This is a genomic window from Pseudomonas sp. ITEM 17296 (assembly GCF_028895205.1).
Lineage (GTDB): Bacteria > Pseudomonadota > Gammaproteobacteria > Pseudomonadales > Pseudomonadaceae > Aquipseudomonas > Aquipseudomonas kermanshahensis.
In genome coordinates this window covers 17713-34304 of record NZ_WJRS01000012.1, presented here as the reverse complement: position 1 = coordinate 34304, position 16592 = coordinate 17713, and the positions used below count along the sequence as shown (strand labels likewise).

At 64.7% G+C, this 16592-nt stretch carries 11 protein-coding genes and 1 pseudogene; 8 read left to right on the top strand and 4 right to left on the bottom strand.

Going from position 1 to position 16592, the window contains the following annotated elements:
* The first annotated feature begins 25 nt into the window (after positions 1-25).
* On the top strand, positions 26-4852 hold the full coding sequence (locus GIB19_RS15030) for a dermonecrotic toxin domain-containing protein (protein WP_274887030.1): 4827 nt from the start codon (positions 26-28) through the stop codon (positions 4850-4852).
* A gap of 70 nt (positions 4853-4922) precedes the next feature.
* Here GIB19_RS15030 and GIB19_RS15025 read toward each other — a convergent pair whose 3' ends face one another.
* From GIB19_RS15025 to GIB19_RS28455, 3 genes and pseudogenes are all read right to left on the bottom strand, one after another.
* Positions 4923-6617: a putative bifunctional diguanylate cyclase/phosphodiesterase gene (locus GIB19_RS15025; RefSeq protein ID WP_274887029.1), complete on the bottom strand. Its 1695-nt coding sequence runs from the start codon at positions 6615-6617 to the stop codon at positions 4923-4925.
* Positions 6618-6629: 12 nt separating this feature from the next.
* Complete coding sequence (locus tag GIB19_RS15020; protein WP_446731386.1) at positions 6630-7739, bottom strand: methyl-accepting chemotaxis protein; 1110 nt, start codon at positions 7737-7739, stop codon at positions 6630-6632.
* 126 nt (positions 7740-7865) lie between these two features.
* Positions 7866-8297, bottom strand: a pseudogene (locus GIB19_RS28455) (PAS domain-containing protein); the annotation flags it as partial.
* 164 nt (positions 8298-8461) lie between these two features.
* Here GIB19_RS28455 and GIB19_RS15015 point away from each other — a divergent pair.
* The 5 genes from GIB19_RS15015 to GIB19_RS14995 all read left to right on the top strand — a co-directional run bounded on the left by GIB19_RS15015 (position 8462) and on the right by GIB19_RS14995 (position 13033).
* The gene (locus GIB19_RS15015; protein WP_027593967.1) at positions 8462-8776 is read left to right on the top strand and encodes a helix-turn-helix domain-containing protein; all 315 of its coding nucleotides are present in this window, start codon (positions 8462-8464) and stop codon (positions 8774-8776) included.
* A 247-nt stretch (positions 8777-9023) separates the two neighbouring features.
* Complete coding sequence (locus GIB19_RS15010; protein ID WP_099429945.1) at positions 9024-10334, top strand: C4-dicarboxylate transporter DctA; 1311 nt, start codon at positions 9024-9026, stop codon at positions 10332-10334.
* Between the two features lie 44 nt (positions 10335-10378).
* Positions 10379-11083: a FadR/GntR family transcriptional regulator gene (locus GIB19_RS15005; RefSeq protein ID WP_099429946.1), complete on the top strand. Its 705-nt coding sequence runs from the start codon at positions 10379-10381 to the stop codon at positions 11081-11083.
* Positions 11084-11098: 15 nt separating this feature from the next.
* Positions 11099-11779, top strand: a complete 681-nt coding sequence (locus GIB19_RS15000; protein WP_027593970.1) for a GntR family transcriptional regulator — start codon at positions 11099-11101, stop codon at positions 11777-11779.
* Between the two features lie 189 nt (positions 11780-11968).
* A complete protein-coding gene (locus tag GIB19_RS14995; RefSeq protein WP_274887026.1) occupies positions 11969-13033 on the top strand; it encodes a hypothetical protein in 1065 nt (354 codons plus the stop codon).
* Positions 13034-13096: 63 nt separating this feature from the next.
* Here GIB19_RS14995 and GIB19_RS14990 read toward each other — a convergent pair whose 3' ends face one another.
* Positions 13097-13525, bottom strand: coding sequence for a PACE efflux transporter (locus GIB19_RS14990; RefSeq protein WP_027593972.1), 429 nt, complete (start codon positions 13523-13525; stop codon positions 13097-13099).
* A 102-nt stretch (positions 13526-13627) separates the two neighbouring features.
* Between GIB19_RS14990 and GIB19_RS14985 the strand changes: the two genes are divergently transcribed.
* Complete coding sequence (locus tag GIB19_RS14985) at positions 13628-14506, top strand: LysR family transcriptional regulator (protein ID WP_099429948.1); 879 nt, start codon at positions 13628-13630, stop codon at positions 14504-14506.
* A gap of 141 nt (positions 14507-14647) precedes the next feature.
* Positions 14648-16534 (top strand): methyl-accepting chemotaxis protein McpA, encoded by a 1887-nt coding sequence (gene mcpA, locus GIB19_RS14980; protein ID WP_027593974.1) that lies wholly within the window; start codon positions 14648-14650, stop codon positions 16532-16534.
* Positions 16535-16592 lie beyond the last annotated feature (58 nt).

The following is a 16592-nucleotide window of genomic DNA, read 5'->3' as shown; positions in this document are numbered from 1 at the left end:
TGCTCCAACCTGTCAGGAGCAGCCCATGAGCCATTTGCACCCCCATCACGTAGCCCTGATTCAACAGCGCCTGCCTGGCTGGCTTCGCCAGACTTCCTCGCATCAGCGCCAGGCCCTGAAAACCCACCTGCTGCACAGCCACCGCGCCACACATGCACTGCAGAAGGCCCTTGCCCCGCTGCAATCGGTAGAGGCGTTCTGCCGACCGTTGTTGAAGGACGCGCTCGCACACTGGTACCCCGGCGTGTCGCTGCCTCCACTCGATACCACCGTGTTGACCGAGCGCACCACGGGCCACCTGCGCAATCGGTCCTGGCTGGAAGCTGCCCTGCAGAATCTGCAAGCGGACACGCCGGTACGCCTCTATGCCAACCAGGATGCGCCTGAACTGGAACAGCTCGACAGCGTGCGATTCGTGAAAGGCGTACGGCGCCTCGACCTTGGCCAGCGCTACCTGGACCACCTGCGCGAGCACGTCGACACCGCTGATTTTCGCGCGTTGCTGGGTGAGCAGGACCGTGCCGCCTTCGCGGTCGAATTGTTATCAGCGCGGCTGCAAGGGCACATCGACAGCCGCGGCGAAGCCTTGGGCGAGGCCGCGCTTGCCGGCGCGCGCGAGGTACAGACGCTCAGTGGGGCGATGCGCCTGCAATGTGGCTACCTGAGCCTGCTCGGTTTCCCGCTGAGTGGTGCCCTGCTGCTGCGACTCGAGCCACACGGGCAGACTGAGCCGTGCCTGCTTTACCTGCCTGGGGACACCCAAGGCGCCCTGCACCAGTACTCGTCCTTGCAGGCCGTCGGCGCAGCACTCACGAAGCGGCTATGGGAGGAGCCTTTTCGTGTGTATTTCAAACGTTTTGTCAGCCACGCGCAGCAACCCGCCTTCGCCGCGCGACTAAGGCACACACTCTACCCGCGCTATCCCTACGCAGCGCTGCACCCGACCCCGCCTACACTGGAGAAACGTGAGTCATTTAACTGGATCAACCGGCTGTTCCCCTCGCCCCACGACCTGTGGCAAGAAACCTTGGACAAGAACGCCCGCCTGCCACTGGACTTCACGCCGTGGCCCGGCGAATGCTTCAGTGCCAGGGCCCGCAACCAAGTGCAAACCACCTTGGCAGATGCCGTGACACTGGCTGTGCCCACGGCGCAGTTCGACGCGGCGGCGCAAACTGCCCGGCTGCTCGGTTGGCTGGGTGTGGGGCTGACTGTGCTGAATGTGGCCAGCTTTTTCGTGCCCGCCTTGGGCGAGGTGATGCTGGTGGTCGGCGGGGCGCAAATCGTGGGCGAGTTCCTCGAAGGCGTCCATGCGCTGAACGAAGGCGAAACCGAGGCCGCCATCAGCCATCTGTTCGGTGTGCTCAACAGCCTGCTGCAGGTTGCGGCACTGGGTGCCGTGCACAGCGCGGTCCAGCTGGCAGGCCCCCTTGAAAACTGGACACGCCTCCCCGGCAGAACAGGCCAGCGCCTGTGGCACGGCGACCTGCGCCCCTTCACCCGCGAGGCGCCCTGGCCGCCAGGCACCCCTGGAGCGGATGGCTTGCACCACTGGCAGGGCCAACCGTGGATCAACCTGGAGGGCAAGGCCATGCCGCTGGAAAAAGCCCCCGACAGTCGCTGGCAGCTGGCGCACGCGAAAGGCCATCAACGCGCCCCTCGCCTGCTCGGCAATGGCCAGGTGCCGTGGTTGCTGGAGCACGAACAGCCCTTGGCGTGGGACGCGGCCAAACTGCTGCGGCGCATCGCCAACAGCGGCCCGGCGGTGAGTGATGAAACCCTGCTGCGCGCCCTGCGCTGCAGTGGTTTCAGCGAAGCAGCCGTGCGCCGCGTGGTGGTCGATCAGGAAGCTGCCCCCGCCCTGCTGCTCGACTGTTTGCAAGCACTGGGCGCCACCGATACCCCCACAGCGGCCAGCACCGACGCCATCACGCTGCTGCATGGCCGGGACTTCCCATCCCTCAGCCGCAGAGCCAAGGCCGAGATCCTTGCCAATACCCGTACCAAGGACTTGGCCCTTGGCCAACGAAGGGGCCGATTGCCGCTCTCGGTAGCCGAAACAGCCCGCGCCTACCAGCACGAAGCACGCCTCGACCGCGCCCTGCTGCGCTTCTATCAAAACAGCGGCCCGGTGCAGGACCGTGATGCCCTGGCCGTGGGTTTTCTGCGACGGCTACCGGGTTGGACGGGCGAGGTGCACCTCGAATTGCGAGAGGGCACCCTGCAAGGCCCACGACTGCAGGGCACTGGCGCCCAGGGACGAGCCGGCAAAACCGTGGTGCGCGATGATCGGGGCTACCAACCCTACGACGAACACGGCCAACCGCTGGCCGGCCACACGGCGCTCTACCAGGCCATTCTCAACGCCCTGCCTGACAGCGAGCGCATCGCCCTTGGCTTGCAGATACATGACCCTCTGCCCTTGCGTGACGCCCTGCTCGAACAGGCTGCCGGCAACCGCACGTACGCCACCAAGCAATTAGGTATGGCGCCTGTGCGCACCCTGTATCGGCGGCCCACACGGCTCGCGCCGGGCGGCCGTGTCGGTTACCCCCTCAGCGGCCGTGGCCGGGGCTGGCTGAATGATGACGAGCTGTTCGACACGTTGTACCCCAGCCGCCACCCCGGTGACCGCGAGTGGCTGCGCCAGCGCTTGCGCCTGGAGGCCGGTGAAAGCCCAGGCGCCTTTACCCGGCTGCTCGAACAGTTGCGCGAAGAATACCAGCGCCTGAACACCACACTGGATGGCTGGGTAAATGACACAGAAGGCCTGGCGGTAGACACCCTCGAACAACGCACCGCTGCGCGGACGGAGGCCGCACGGCGCATACGCCAGGCCTGGCGCAGGGAGGGTGTGGAGGCCGATCAGCTGGACCTGGTGCTGGAAGCCCAGGACCTGGGCGCCTTGCCGACCTTACCCACGCGCCTGGAGCACGTCCGGTGGCTGACGGTCGTCGACTCACCCCATGGCGAAGCGATCAACCTCGATGGCTTCCTGCAGGCCTTCCCTGGCGTGCGTAACCTGGACCTGGCCAGCAACAGGCTGCGTTTGCTGCCCGGCGCCCTGGCCCAGATGACCGAACTGGAAACCCTGGACTTGCAGTGCAACGTCGTGGCTTTGCAGGAGGCACACAATATCGATCTACTGACGCGCCTGCCCCGCCTGCAGCGGCTCAACCTCTCTGGCGGCCTGGAGAGCCTGTCTGTCGCCGCACTGCAGCGGCTCGGCCAGCTGCAGCAGCTGTACGCGCTGAGAGCCGACTTGAACAGGCTCGCACTGCAAACCGAACACTTCGAAGCGTTGCAAGGCTGGCCCGCGCTGACCGAATTGAGCCTGGGCTCATGCGAGATCACCCTCACCGCAGAAAGCCGCGCGGCGCTGGGCCGCCTCAACCAGCTGCACTCGCTGCGCTTAGGGGATAACCCACTGCAATTGACACCCGACGTGACCGGCTGGCAGCACTTGCATACCCTCGACCTCGACCGCGTCGGTATCACCCAATGGCCCGAAGGCCTGCCAGGCTTGATGAACCAACGCCCACTCGTGCTGCGCTCGCTCGACCTCAGTGGCAACCGGTTGGTCGATGCACCCGAATTGCACGACACGGCGTTCGCTGAAGCGATACGCAACGGGGATGAAGGCACCTATTACGACTTCGACGACAACCCTTTCAGTGAGCAGGCCCAACGCAGCCTGTTCGGCGCAGGGCTGACGGCCATCCCTGACATGGAAGCCCTGGAGGACGAGGCCTGGGTGATCGAATTGCCCCCCGAGCTTGAGGCACACCGCGAGGCCAATGCCGAAGACGCTGAGTGGGCGCCCGTGTACCGCCTGACCGAACGCATGGCGCAAACGCCGGAGTACCTGGCTAACCCGGTGCGCACGCGTGAGCGCATCGTGCATGTACTGCGCACGCTCACCCGCGAAGACGTCGGTGACGCGGGCTGGGGCCTCGCCGAGCTGCGTGAGCAAGTACTCACCGAGATCAACGACGCAGCCGAGGCATGCGTGGACCAGGCCAGCCTGCTGTTCCAGCGGGTCGAAACGCAGGTGTCGGTATGGCGTAGCGTGGCCGCCGCGCACCCCGGCGCCACCGACGAAGCGGTCGCTGTGTCCGTCGCCACCGGCCTGGCCCGCCAGGGCCGCCTGGATGAACGCATAGGCGCCCTGTACAACGCTCGCCGGGCACGCCGGCAGGCCTTGAACGATGCGCAAAACGACAACGAACGCCAGGCCGCACCAGCCCTGGTGGCGGAAGACGACTTGAGCGATGCGCACCTGAGCGACCCGCAAACCCCGCCCGACGAAATTGAAATCGCCCTGGTCGCACGCATCGCCCTGCGCGAACGCCTGGGCCTGCCCGAACAACCTGGGCAGATCGCCTTCGGCTACCTGGCGCAACTGAGCGAGACCACCCTGCAACGCCTGGCCCTGGCAGTCGAAACTGAGGCGGATGCTGCCTTCCTGGCACGCTGGGCGAGCGAGCAACGCTTCTGGCGCGCATGGGTTCGGCGGCTACGGCCTGAGCCATTCGAAACGCTCGCACGTGACTGGGAGGCCGCCTCGGAGTACTACACCGAGTTGAGTGAACCCACCACCGCGCCCGGGGCCTACCGCGGGCCCGCTGTTCCGTTGGCGTTTATCACCGCGCTGGAGCGCGAGACCCACACCGTACCGGGGCTGGCATGGCGGGTGGAGGGCACCTTGCAGCGCATCGACCTGGTGTCGGGGCGCTACAGAGGCGAAGACGAGCTTTACGCGCTGGCTGGCCGCCTGCTGCTCAGCACGCGCCAGCAGGCGCGAGACCAGCTCTACCGGCAGTTGACCCAGGCTCTGTTCCAGGCCGGCTGACGTACAGCGGGTGGCAGGCCCCCTGCAGGGCGTGTCGCCCGCAGCCGATTCGGCTGCAAGCGCTTCGACTTCAGCCTTTACCGCTGCGCCATTGCTCAGGCTGCCGATACCCCTGCGCCCAGGCCAGCACTTCACTCGCCGGCATCGGCCTGGCGATGAAATACCCCTGCGCCAGCTCGCAACCCAGTGCCATCAGCACCCGCCCATGCTCGACACTCTCCAGGCCTTCGGCAACCACCTCGCGGCCAAACGCACGCGCCAGCCCGATCACCGCCCCGGTCAGGGCCAGGTCATCCTGGTCATGGAGGATGTCACGCACGAACGACTTGTCGATCTTGATGGTCTGGGTCGGCAAGCGCTTGAGGTAGCTCAGCGACGAATAGCCGGTGCCGAAATCGTCCAGCGAAAAGCGCACGCCCAAGACCCGGCAGGCATCCAGGCACCGGCTGACATGCTGCAGGTTGTCGATGGCCACCGACTCGACGATTTCCAGGTCCAGGCGGGCCGGGTCAACCCCGGGGTGCTCCGCCAGCACCTGTTCCAAGCGTTCGACGAAATCACTGCGCTGCAAATGCCGCGCAGCAATGTTGACACTCACCGACCATGGCTGCCCCTGCCCTTGCCAGGCCTGCAACTGGCTCAGCGCCTGGTGGATCACCCATTCGCCAATTTCGATGATCAGGTCGGTTTGTTCCACCAACGGCAGGAACTCGCCCGGCGGCACCAGGCCACGCCCCGGCCGTTGCCAGCGCAGCAACGCCTCGAAACCCAGCACCTCGCCGCTGCGCAGGTTGACCTTGGGCTGGTAGTACAGGCACAACTCGCGATTGCGCAGTGCCCGACGCACCCGTGTCACGGTCTGGTGGGTGGCCTTGAGTTCCTGCTCCTGGGACACATCGAACACGTGGTAACGGTTGCGCCCACGCTGCTTGGCCACATACATGGCCTGGTCGGCGTGGCGCACCAGGGTATCGGCGTCCTCATCGTCGAGCGGGTACAGCGTGACGCCAATACTGGCGCTCAGCGAGAGAGTGTGCTCGCGCACCACATAGGTGGCCGCCAGCGCCCGCAGCACCCGGCGCAGGGCCGCATGCAGCTGGCGGTCGTCGCTGACATTGCGCAGGATCAGCACAAACTCGTCACCCGACAACCGGGCCACGGCATCCCCCCCGCGCAAGATGCCCTTCAGGCGCTGCGCCACTTCGACCAGCAACAGGTCGCCGGTGGCATGCCCGTAGCCATCGTTGACCGCCTTGAAACCATCCAGGTCGAGCATGCACACCGCCAGCGGGATGTCTTCACGGCGCGAGAACGCCAGTGCCTGGTTGAGCAGGTCGGACAGGTAGGCGCGGTTGGGCAGCCCGGTCAGCACATCGTGCCCCACCCGCCATTGCAAGGTGTGCAGCAATTGGCGCTTCTCGGTGACGTCGAAGCGGATCGACACATACTTGCGCACCTTGCCGGTCAGCGGGTCGACCAGTGGCACCATGGTGCTGTCGACCCAGTACAACGAACCGTCCTTGGCGCGGTTGCAGATCTCGCCCTTCCACACCTTGCCCGCCGTCAGCGCCCGCCACATGCCGAGGAAGAATTCCGGCTCGTGCAGGCCGGAATTCAGAATGCGGTGGTTGGCGCCCAGCAGTTCGTCGCGGCTGTAACCGGAGATGCTGCAGAACTGCTGGTTGACGTAAGTGATGCAGCCACGCAGGTCGGTTTCGGAAAAGATCGCGGCCGCGTCCACGGCCGCGCGATAGTTATCGTCCATAAGCATCCTGCCCTAACGGTTGAAGCGCTCCACGAGGGCGCGCAATCCGGCGCACACCTCCTCCAGCTCGGCACCGCGCGAGGCGGCCGCGTTGGCGCTATGGGCGCTGTGCTGGGCAATGCCCGCCACACCGTTGATCTGCCGCGACACCTCTTCAGCCACGGCAGACTGCTGCTGCGAGGCTGTGGCCATCTGCTGGCTCATGCCGCTGATGCGTTGCACGGCTTCACGAATACCGTGCAGCGCCTGTTGGGCCTCCTGCACCTGGGCAACGCCCTGCTCGGCGCCCTGAATGCCTCGGCTGGCAATGGCCACGGCTTCTTCGGCACCGCTGCGCAGGCCATCGATGATGGCCTGGATATGCAACGTCGACTGCCGGGTCTTGTCGGCCAGCGCCCGCACCTCATCGGCCACCACGGCAAAGCCACGGCCCTGCTCACCGGCACGGGCGGCCTCAATGGCGGCATTGAGCGCCAGCAGGTTGGTTTGCTCGGCAATGCCCCGGATCATCCCCGCCGCCTCGGCGATGGCACCGGTCTGACCAGCCAGGTGGGTGACCGCTTGGTTGATCTGGTCCACGGTGCCGGCAAGGGCGCGAATCGCCGTGCCACTGGCATCGGCCACGCGGCTGCCCTGCTCGGCCAGCAGGTGCGCGGTATGCGCCTCGGCGGCGGTGAGTTGCACATGGTTGACCACCTCGCCGATCGAGGCGGTCATCTCGGTCATCGCGGTTGCGCTCAGGTCGGTTTCAGCGCGCTGCTCCAGCAGGGCCGTTTCGGTACCGCGCGACAGACGCCCGGCATCGTGCGCGGCTACCGCCATCTGCGTGGCCAGGTCGCTGAGCCGGGTCAACGCGGTTTTCAGGCGCGCCTCTTCCCCGATCAGAATCAGCTGCAGTTGCCCGGCAGCGCCCGGCAGGTCGCTGTAGGTCAGCGCAGCGGTGGGGTCGGCGAAGGTGCCTTCGGCGCCCTGGATAACCCGCCGCAACTGGCGGCCCAGGTCGTTGCGCATCCACAGGCCATAGGCCGCGAACAACGCAAGGGTTAGGCCCTGCCCTGGCCAGCCTGGCCAGAACTGGTTGGCGCCCACCGCCAACACACCACCCAGCAGCGGCAAGGCCATGGCCTGGCCCAGCAACGCCAGGCGGCGGCCGTACGACAGCGGCGCCTGGCCCTGGCGCAGTCGCGCATACAGGGCCTCGGCACGGCTGACTTGTTCGCGGGTCGGGCAGACCCGTACCGATTCGTAGCCGATCACCCGGCCGTCTTCAAGGATCGGCGTGACGTAGGCATTGACCCAGTAGAAGTCGCCATTGCGGCAGCGGTTCTTGACGATGCCCATCCAGCTTTTGCCGGCTTTGAGGTAGCGCCACATCAATGCGTACACCGCTGGCGGCATGTCGGGGTGGCGCACCAGGTTGTGCGGGCTGCCGATCAACTCGGCCTCGCTGTAACCGCTGATGGCGGCAAATTCGGGGTTGCAGTAGGTAATGTGGCTGGCGGTGTCGGTGGCGGAAATCAGCCGCTGACCCGAGGGGAAACGTTGCTCGACCGGGGTTACCGGGAGATTGAGACGCACGATGAGACTCCATTCACTGACGAACCGGCACCCTGCCCATCGACGACCATCGGAACCGATACGCAGCGATCCGCTCCAATGTGCACATGCGCTTCCAGCCATACCGGCATGAGGCCGAATGACACTGGAAACTCGACGATGACTGTCCGGTCAAGCCGCGAATTCTACGAAATTCATCACATAAATCAAATAAAGGTGATCGATCATGGCGTTGCGCCATGCGGATAGATATCGTTAAGTTCTTGATTCTAAATGGGAATTAAGTGATGACGAGATCAGCTCTGGGTTTTGCCCTGCGCCGCTACCGCAAGCTGGCGGGTCTGACCCAGGCACAATTCGCCGAGCGAACCGGCTTCGACCCCAAGACCATCAGCCGTTTCGAGACCGGCGCCTATACCCCCAGCGTCGATGCGCTCATGGCCTTCGCAGGCGTACTGGGTGTCAAACCCAAGGACTTCTTCGCCGAACCGGACGACGAAGAGGAACAGCGCGCCTATCTGTTCGGTGTCATCCACAACGCCCCGCCCAAAGATCTTGGCAAGCTGATTGCAGCAGTGGACCAGGCGTTGGCCAAGCCCTGACCTGATTCATCGGTTTACCTGGGGGCGCTGTTCAGCCCCGATAAATGGCATGCACCGAATTAGAGCCTGGCAGGGCCAATTGCCCCACAACTGGTCAGACCGGTAAGGCCAAAATCACTTGCAATGTAGGATTTTTCGCGCTTTTATGGCCTCGCGCTGAACAAACCGGTAAGACCACAATAATTAAGTCCTGCGCTCTTTGACCCTCGCGGCATCGAAGCAAGGACACCGACCAGAGATCACTCCCATGCTCAAATGGTGCTCGCGTTCGATCTTCCTGCAAGTCGTGCTGGGCCTTGCCCTCGGCATTGCCTGCGGCCTCAGCTTCCCCGAAGTCTCCCTGCAACTCAAACCCCTCGGTGACGGCTTTATCAAGCTGATCAAGATGCTCATCGGCTTGATCGTCTTCTGTGTGGTGGTCAGCGGTATCTCCGGTGCCGGCGACTTGAAAAAGGTCGGGCGGATCGGCCTGAAATCAGTCATCTACTTCGAAGTACTGACCACCATCGCCTTGGTGATCGGCCTGGTGTTCGCCTTCAGCAGCGGCATTGGCAGCGGTGCCAACATCCACCTGGACCAGTTGTCCAGCGCCGACGCCAGCAGCCTGGCCGAGCGCGGCCAGCACATCCATGGTGCCACCGCCTTCTTCATGGACCTGATCCCGACGTCGGTGATCGGCGCCTTTGCTGACAACAACATCCTGCAGGTGCTGCTGTTCTCGGTGCTGTTCGGCAGCGCGCTGAACCTGGTGGGCGACTCGGCGGCAGGTATTTCGCGGCTGATCAACGAACTTAGCCACGTGATCTTCCGCATCATGGGCATGATCGTGCGCCTGGCGCCCATTGGTGTGTTCGGCGCAATCGCCTTCACCACCAGCAAATATGGCCTCGAGTCGCTGCAGCACCTGGGTGGCCTGGTGGCACTGTTCTACCTGACCTGCGCCGGCTTCGTGCTGATTGTCCTCGGTACCGTCATGCGCCTGTCGGGCCTGAAACTGCTGCCCCTGATCAAATACCTGCGTGAAGAGCTGACCATCGTCCTCGGCACCGCCTCTTCCGACGCCGTGCTGCCGCAGATCATGCGCAAGCTCGAGCACTTGGGCATTGGTACCTCCACCGTCGGCCTGGTGATCCCGACCGGCTACTCGTTCAACCTCGACGGTTTCTCCATCTACCTGACCCTGGCCATCGTGTTCATCGCCAACGCCACCGGCACGCCACTGGAGATGACCGACCTGTTGACCATCCTGCTGGTCTCGCTGGTGACTTCCAAGGGCGCTCATGGCATCCCAGGCTCGGCGCTGGTGATCCTCGCCGCCACCTTGACCGCCGTGCCGGCCATTCCGGTGGTGGGCTTGGTGCTGGTGCTGGCGGTGGACTGGTTCATGGGTATCGGCCGGGCACTGACCAACCTGATCGGCAACTGCGTGGCCACCGTGGCCATCGCGCGCTGGGAGAAGGACATCGACCTGGAGCGCGCGCAGAACGTACTCGCTGGCAAACCAGGTTTTGCCCACACGCCCCGCAAGCAGCCCAACATCCATCAACAGGAATTCTGATCGAACGCGGCCGGCGGTGACGCCGGCCCTTCCAGGAGCGAACCGTGATCAGCTCATCGACCGTCGTCAACTCAGTGGTGGAAAAACTCCGCCAAGCCCTGGCCCGAGGCCAGTGGCGCTCCGGCGACATGCTGCCTGGCCAGCGCGAACTGGCCGAACAACTGGGCATCAGCCGCCCCAGCCTGCGCGAAGCCGTCACCGTGCTGGAAACCCTGGGCCTGGTGCGCGCGCTGCCCGGTAAAGGCGTGCTGGTGCTGGATGCCGATGCTGCCCTGCTGGAGCCGGGCATCGACACCAGCGCGTCGGCCAGCCTGGCCGATGTACTGGAGCTGCGCTACACCCTCGAGCCCTTCATCGTCGGCCTGGTCGCGCAATCGGCCAACAGCCACGACATCGGCCAATTGCGCCTGACGCTGATGGACATGCGCGAAGCGCTGGAGGCCGATGACAGCGAAGCCGGGGTCAAAGCCTACATCGCCTTGCATGAGGCGCTGTTCGCCCTGACCACCAACCCGATCTTCCAGAGCGTGGTGCAGCAGACCAGCAACGCCCTCAAGCAGAGCGCCGACATGCTGCGCAACTCGCCCGAACACCTGGCCGCACGGCTGAAGGAAAACGATGCCGTGGTGCGCGCCATCCGCGAACGCAACAGCGCCGAGGCCAGCGCCCAGATGCGCCAGCACATCCTTGCCGAAGGCCAGCGCATGGGCATCCAACTCAACATCCCGGACGAACACCCCCGCCCTTGACCCAGGAGAGCGACCATGACCGCCTGCGCCCACGCCGCCCCCCGCCTGCCTGCCTTGCTCGCCGCCGGCGAAACTCGCCTGTCGGCCGACCAGATCTACCCACGGCTGTTCGACGCAATCCTTGAACAGCGCTTGCCGCCGGGTGCACTGCTGCCCGAGCAGGCCCTGGGCCATGCCTTTGGTGTCAGCCGCACGGTGATACGCCGGGTGCTCGGCCGCCTGTCGGACCAACAGGTGGTGGTTCAGCGCCCCAGCCACACCGCGCACCTGGCCGCACCCGACCCAGACCAGGCGCGCCAGGTGCTCAGTGCCAGGCGCCTGGCCGAAACCACCTTGATCACCCTCGCCGCGCAACGCGCCCGGCCGGCGCAGATCCGCCAGCTGCGCCTGCTGGTCGAGCGGGAGCGCCAACACCACGAAAACGGTGAGCGCTGCGCGGCCATCCGCCTGGGCGGCGAGTTTCACCTGAAGCTCGCGCAGGTCGCCGCCAACGCCCCGCTGGCGCGGTTTCTCAACGGTTTGGTGCCGATGACCTCGCTGATCATCGCCCGCTATGAGTCGCCCTGCTGCGACCACTGTGCCTGGGAAGAACATGCGGCGATCATCGATGCGGTCGAGGCAGGTGATGCCCCCGCAGCGCTGGCGCTGATGCACGAGCACCTCGACCGGCTGCAAGACAAGCTCGACCTGGGCTGAGTTTTTTCGCCGTTGTAGGAGCGGCCTTGCGTCGCGAATGGGCTGCGAAGCGGCCCCCTGCAATGTTTCGGCGAGGCTGAAATCCTGGGGCTGCTTCGCAGCCCTTTCGCGACGCAAGGCCGCTCCTACTGGCAGCGATCTCTCTATACTCGAGAAACCACCCCAGCCTCTACCCAGGGAGGCGGCCGCGTGAGCTCGCGTACCCCCTTACTGCTACTGTGCCTGTTGCTGGCCCTCGGCGGCTGTGCGAGCAAGCGCCCGCCCGCCCCGCCACCGCCCGCCGTGCTCACCGCCGCTGCCTGGCAGCGCATCGACCAGGACCTGATCGAGGCTTCGGTCGGTGCCGCCGGGTCGGCCAACGATTACGCCCGCCGCTCGATGCGGGTGTGGAAGGAGCAGGTGCAGCAACGCACCGAGAGCGACTTCATCCCCTGGTTCACCGGCTACTGGACCCAACAATGGCTGACCCTCAAGGTCGCCTGGTACAAGATCGACAGTGGCGAGGGCCGTGAGCCTGCAGAAAAACGCCTGGCGCTGTACCTGCAAGAGCAGTACCACGAGCGGGTGATCGAGCCCGTGGCCGAGCAGATCAACCCCGAGGGTATTCGCGACCGGGCCTGTGAACTGTACGTGCAACTGTTCGGCCAGCAACTGCCTGGCATCATCGCCCGCTACAACGCACCGGCTGAGCAATTCAGCCAGCGCCTCAACCGGATACCCGCCATCGCCCTGGGCCCGCCCGCTGCACGCAACGCCAGCCTCTACCAACTGCTGCGGGCCAAGTCGCTGGACCAGCAACCGGCCTGGCAAGCCATGCGCGAGCATTTGCACCAACAAGCCAGCAAAGGCCCGGGGCAGACCGACGTGGGCCTGTCGTCGGTGGCCACCCGCGCCAGCGAGAAGCTCGGCGCCACCCTGGCCCCACGCGGCATCGCCAGTGCCGTGGCCTCTGCGGTGGGCAAGGTGGCTGGGGCGATGATCTCGGTGGCGGCAACCGGGTACGGCATGATCACCCACGGCCGTGAACAACCGCAGATGGTCGAACAGTTGCGGGTGATCCTCAACGTGGCGCTGAACCAGGAATGGCAGGAGTTGATGGAGAACCGCCAGAGCGGGGCGATGGCGGGGGTGTATTACCTGTCGGGGCAGGTCGAGGACAGTTTGCTGGCCAGTGCGCCGCGGCCGGTGGAGCAGCCGATAGCGCCGCAGGCGGAACAGCGGCAGGCGCCTTTGTTGATACGCCTGCCGCCTTAGGGGTTGCTTGTGCGGGCCTCTTCGCAGCACAAGGCTGCTCACAAGGGGCATTTCAGCAACCTGTCAGGCAGTGGCCAGCGCCGAGGTGGGCAAGCCGAAGAGCCTGTCGAATGCCCAGTTGTAGGCAAAGGTGTAGCACGGCACCAGGATGATGAACGCCAGGTCCACCAGAAACGCCTCGACCAGGCTCATGTCCAGCCACCAGGCAATCAGCGGAATCAGGTACACCACCAACGTCAGTTGAAAACCGATGGCATGCGCCACGCGCCGGGCCACGCTGCGCCCGCGTTTGGCCTGGCGGGCCTCCCAGCGCTCGAACAGGGTGTTGTAAATCAGGTTCCAGAGCATCGCGATGGTGGTGATCATCACGGCCAATGGCCCGGTGTGGGAAGCCTGGGTGTCTGACAGATACGCCAGCCCGAGGGTGGACATGCACAACCCGATCAGTTCATAGAAAGTCACATAGACCAGTTTGCGTTTGAGCCCCTGCACCTGGGTTTACCTCCAAAGTCAAAAAACGATGGGGGCGAGAATGCTTCAATCTTCTTGACAGTAAAAGTCAGCAGCTGTCAGATCAACTGACAGGAGGCTGCCATGAACTTTTCCAGCGACAATATTCAGCTATTTCTCGCCGTGCTCGACCGCGGGTCGTTCTCCGCTGCCGCACGCGCCCTGCACCGGGTGCCGTCGGCCGTGAGCATGGCCATCGGCAACCTTGAGGCAGAGCTTGGGTACAGCCTGTTCGAACGTGGCCCGCGCGAAGTGCGGGCGACGGCCCAGGCCTTGGCCCTGGAACCTCACGCCAGGTTGATCGCCGAACAACTCGGGCTGCTGCAGGTGCATGCCCTGGAGTTGTCCCAGGGGCTTGAGAGCAGCCTGACCATCGCGGTGGTCCCCGACGTCGACCATCGCCCGCTGTTAGGCGCCATCGCCCAGCTCGGTGAGCGCTACCCGCTGCTGGACATCGCGCTGCTCAGCGCCCCCCAGGAAGAAGCCCTGCACTTGCTCGACAGTGGCCGCGCCGACCTCTGCGTGGCCTTCGCCGGCCTGCAGGTCGATGCCCGTCGCGGCTTCCAGTACATCGGCATGGAGTCGCTGGTGGCTACCCTGTCACCCACCCATCCGGCGCTGCTCGACGCACGCATTCACTACCTTGAAGACCTGATCAATGTGCGCCAGATCCTGGTGCGCAGCCGCGACCTGCCGCTGACCGACCCGCGCGCCCTGATCGGTGCCACACACTGGTCCACCGACAGCTTCGACGTCGCCCTGCAGATGGTCGAGGCCGGCCTGGGCTGGGGTGACTTGCCGCTTTCGCGCATTGCACCGCTGTTGGCGGCCGGGCGGCTGGTGCGGCTGGATTTTCGCAATACCCGTAATGAACTGCAGTTGCCCGTGCACATCCTGTGGCGCAAACAGCACCCGCTGCGCCAGGCGGCGCGGCTGTTGATCGAACAGCTGTGTAAACGCTGAATGCCGTTCGTCGAAACGGCCTAAAGAAATTTCGCTAAGTGTTTCAATTTTTTACCCCTCAAGCCGATAGCCAGACGACAGGGCGCAGCGCGTCATGAGTGCGCTATGCCCTCCCCCCTGATTGGCTCAAGGTCTCGAAACATGAACCTGAAATTTCGCCACAAGATCCTGCTCAGCGCGTGCGGCGTCGTGGTCCTGGCTTTTGCCCTGTTCACCCTTTACAACGACTACCTGCAACGCAACACCATTCGCCAGAATATCGAGTCCTCGGTGCAGCAATCCGGCGCACTGACCGCCAGCAGCGTGCAGAACTGGATGAGCGGGCGCATCCTGGTGCTGGAAAACCTGGCCCAGGACATCGGCCAGCAAGGCGCCGGTGATACCCTGAACGGCCTGGTCGAGCAACCGTCCTATACGCGCAATTTCCTGTTCACCTACCTGGGCCAGGCCAATGGTGCATTCACCCAGCGCCCAGACGCGCAGATGCCCGCCGGTTACGACCCCCGCCAACGCCCGTGGTACAGCACCGCGGCAAGCGCCGGGCAGACCGTTTTGACCGCCCCTTACCAAGGCGCCGTCGGCGGCTTGATGGTCACCATTGCCACCCCCGTGAAGGGCAAAGGCAACGGTGAACTGATCGGTGTGGTCGGCGGCGACGTGACCCTCGACACCTTGGTCGAAATCATCAACTCGGTCGATTTCGGCGGCATCGGCCATGCTTTCCTTGCCGACAGCAATGGCCAGGTCATCGTCAGCCCGGACAAAGACCAGGTGATGAAAAACCTCAAGGACATCTACCCTGGCAGTGGCCTGCGCGTCGCCTCGGGCATGCAGGATGTCACCCTCAATGGCCAGGACCGCCTGATCTCCTTTGCCCCGGTCAACGGCCTGCCGTCGGCCCAGTGGTACATCGGCCTGTCGATCGACAAGGACAAGGCCTACGCCGCCCTTAGCCAATTCCGCACCTCGGCGATCATCGCCATGCTCATCGCCGTGGCCGCCATCGCCGGCCTGCTGGGCTTGTTGATCCCGGTGCTGATGCAACCGCTGACCACCATGGGCCGTGCCATGCGCGACATCGCTGAAGGTGAAGGTGACCTCACCCGCCGCCTGGCCGTGCAGAACAAGGACGAGTTCGGCGAACTGGCGATGTCGTTCAACCGGTTCGTTGAACGCATCCATGCCTCGATCAGTGAAGTGTCGTCGGCCACGCGACTGGTGCATGACCTGTCGGAAAAGGTGGTCAACGCCTCCAACGCTTCGATCACCGGCTCCGAAGAGCAGAGCATGCGCACCAACAGTGTGGCGGCAGCCATCAACGAGCTGGGCGCTGCTACCCAAGAGATCGCGCGCAACGCCGCCGACGCCTCGCAGCATGCCAGCGGCGCCAGCGAGCAGGCCCACGGTGGCCGCGAAGTGGTCGAGGAAGCGATCAGTGCCATGACCGCCCTGTCGCAGCGCATCAGCGAATCGTGCGCGCAGATTGAAACGCTCAACGCCAGCACCGACGAAATCGGCAAGATTCTCGATGTGATCAAAGGCATTTCCCAGCAGACCAACCTGCTGGCGCTCAACGCCGCCATCGAAGCCGCGCGTGCCGGTGAAGCCGGCCGTGGCTTCGCCGTGGTCGCCGACGAGGTGCGCAACCTGGCGCACCGCACCCAGGAGTCGGCCGAAGAGATCCATCGCATGATCACCAGCCTGCAAGTGGGCTCGCGCGAGGCGGTGCACACCATGAACACCAGCCAGGTCTCCAGCGAACAGACCGTGCAAGTGGCCAACCAGGCCGGTGTGCGCCTGGCCAGCGTGACCCAGCGCATTGGCGAGATCGATGGCATGAACCAGTCGGTGGCCACTGCCACTGAAGAGCAGACTGCCGTGGTCGAGAGCCTCAACCTGGACATCACCCAGATCAACGCCCTCAACCAGCAAGGCGTCGAGAACCTGAACGAGACACTGCTGCACTGCGATCAGCTGGCCCAACAGGCTGGCCGATTGAAGCAGCTGGTGGGCAGCTTCAGAATCTAAGTGTCACGTTCGCCAGCAAGCCCTCTCCACACCCCTGTGGGAGCGGGCTTGCCCGCGA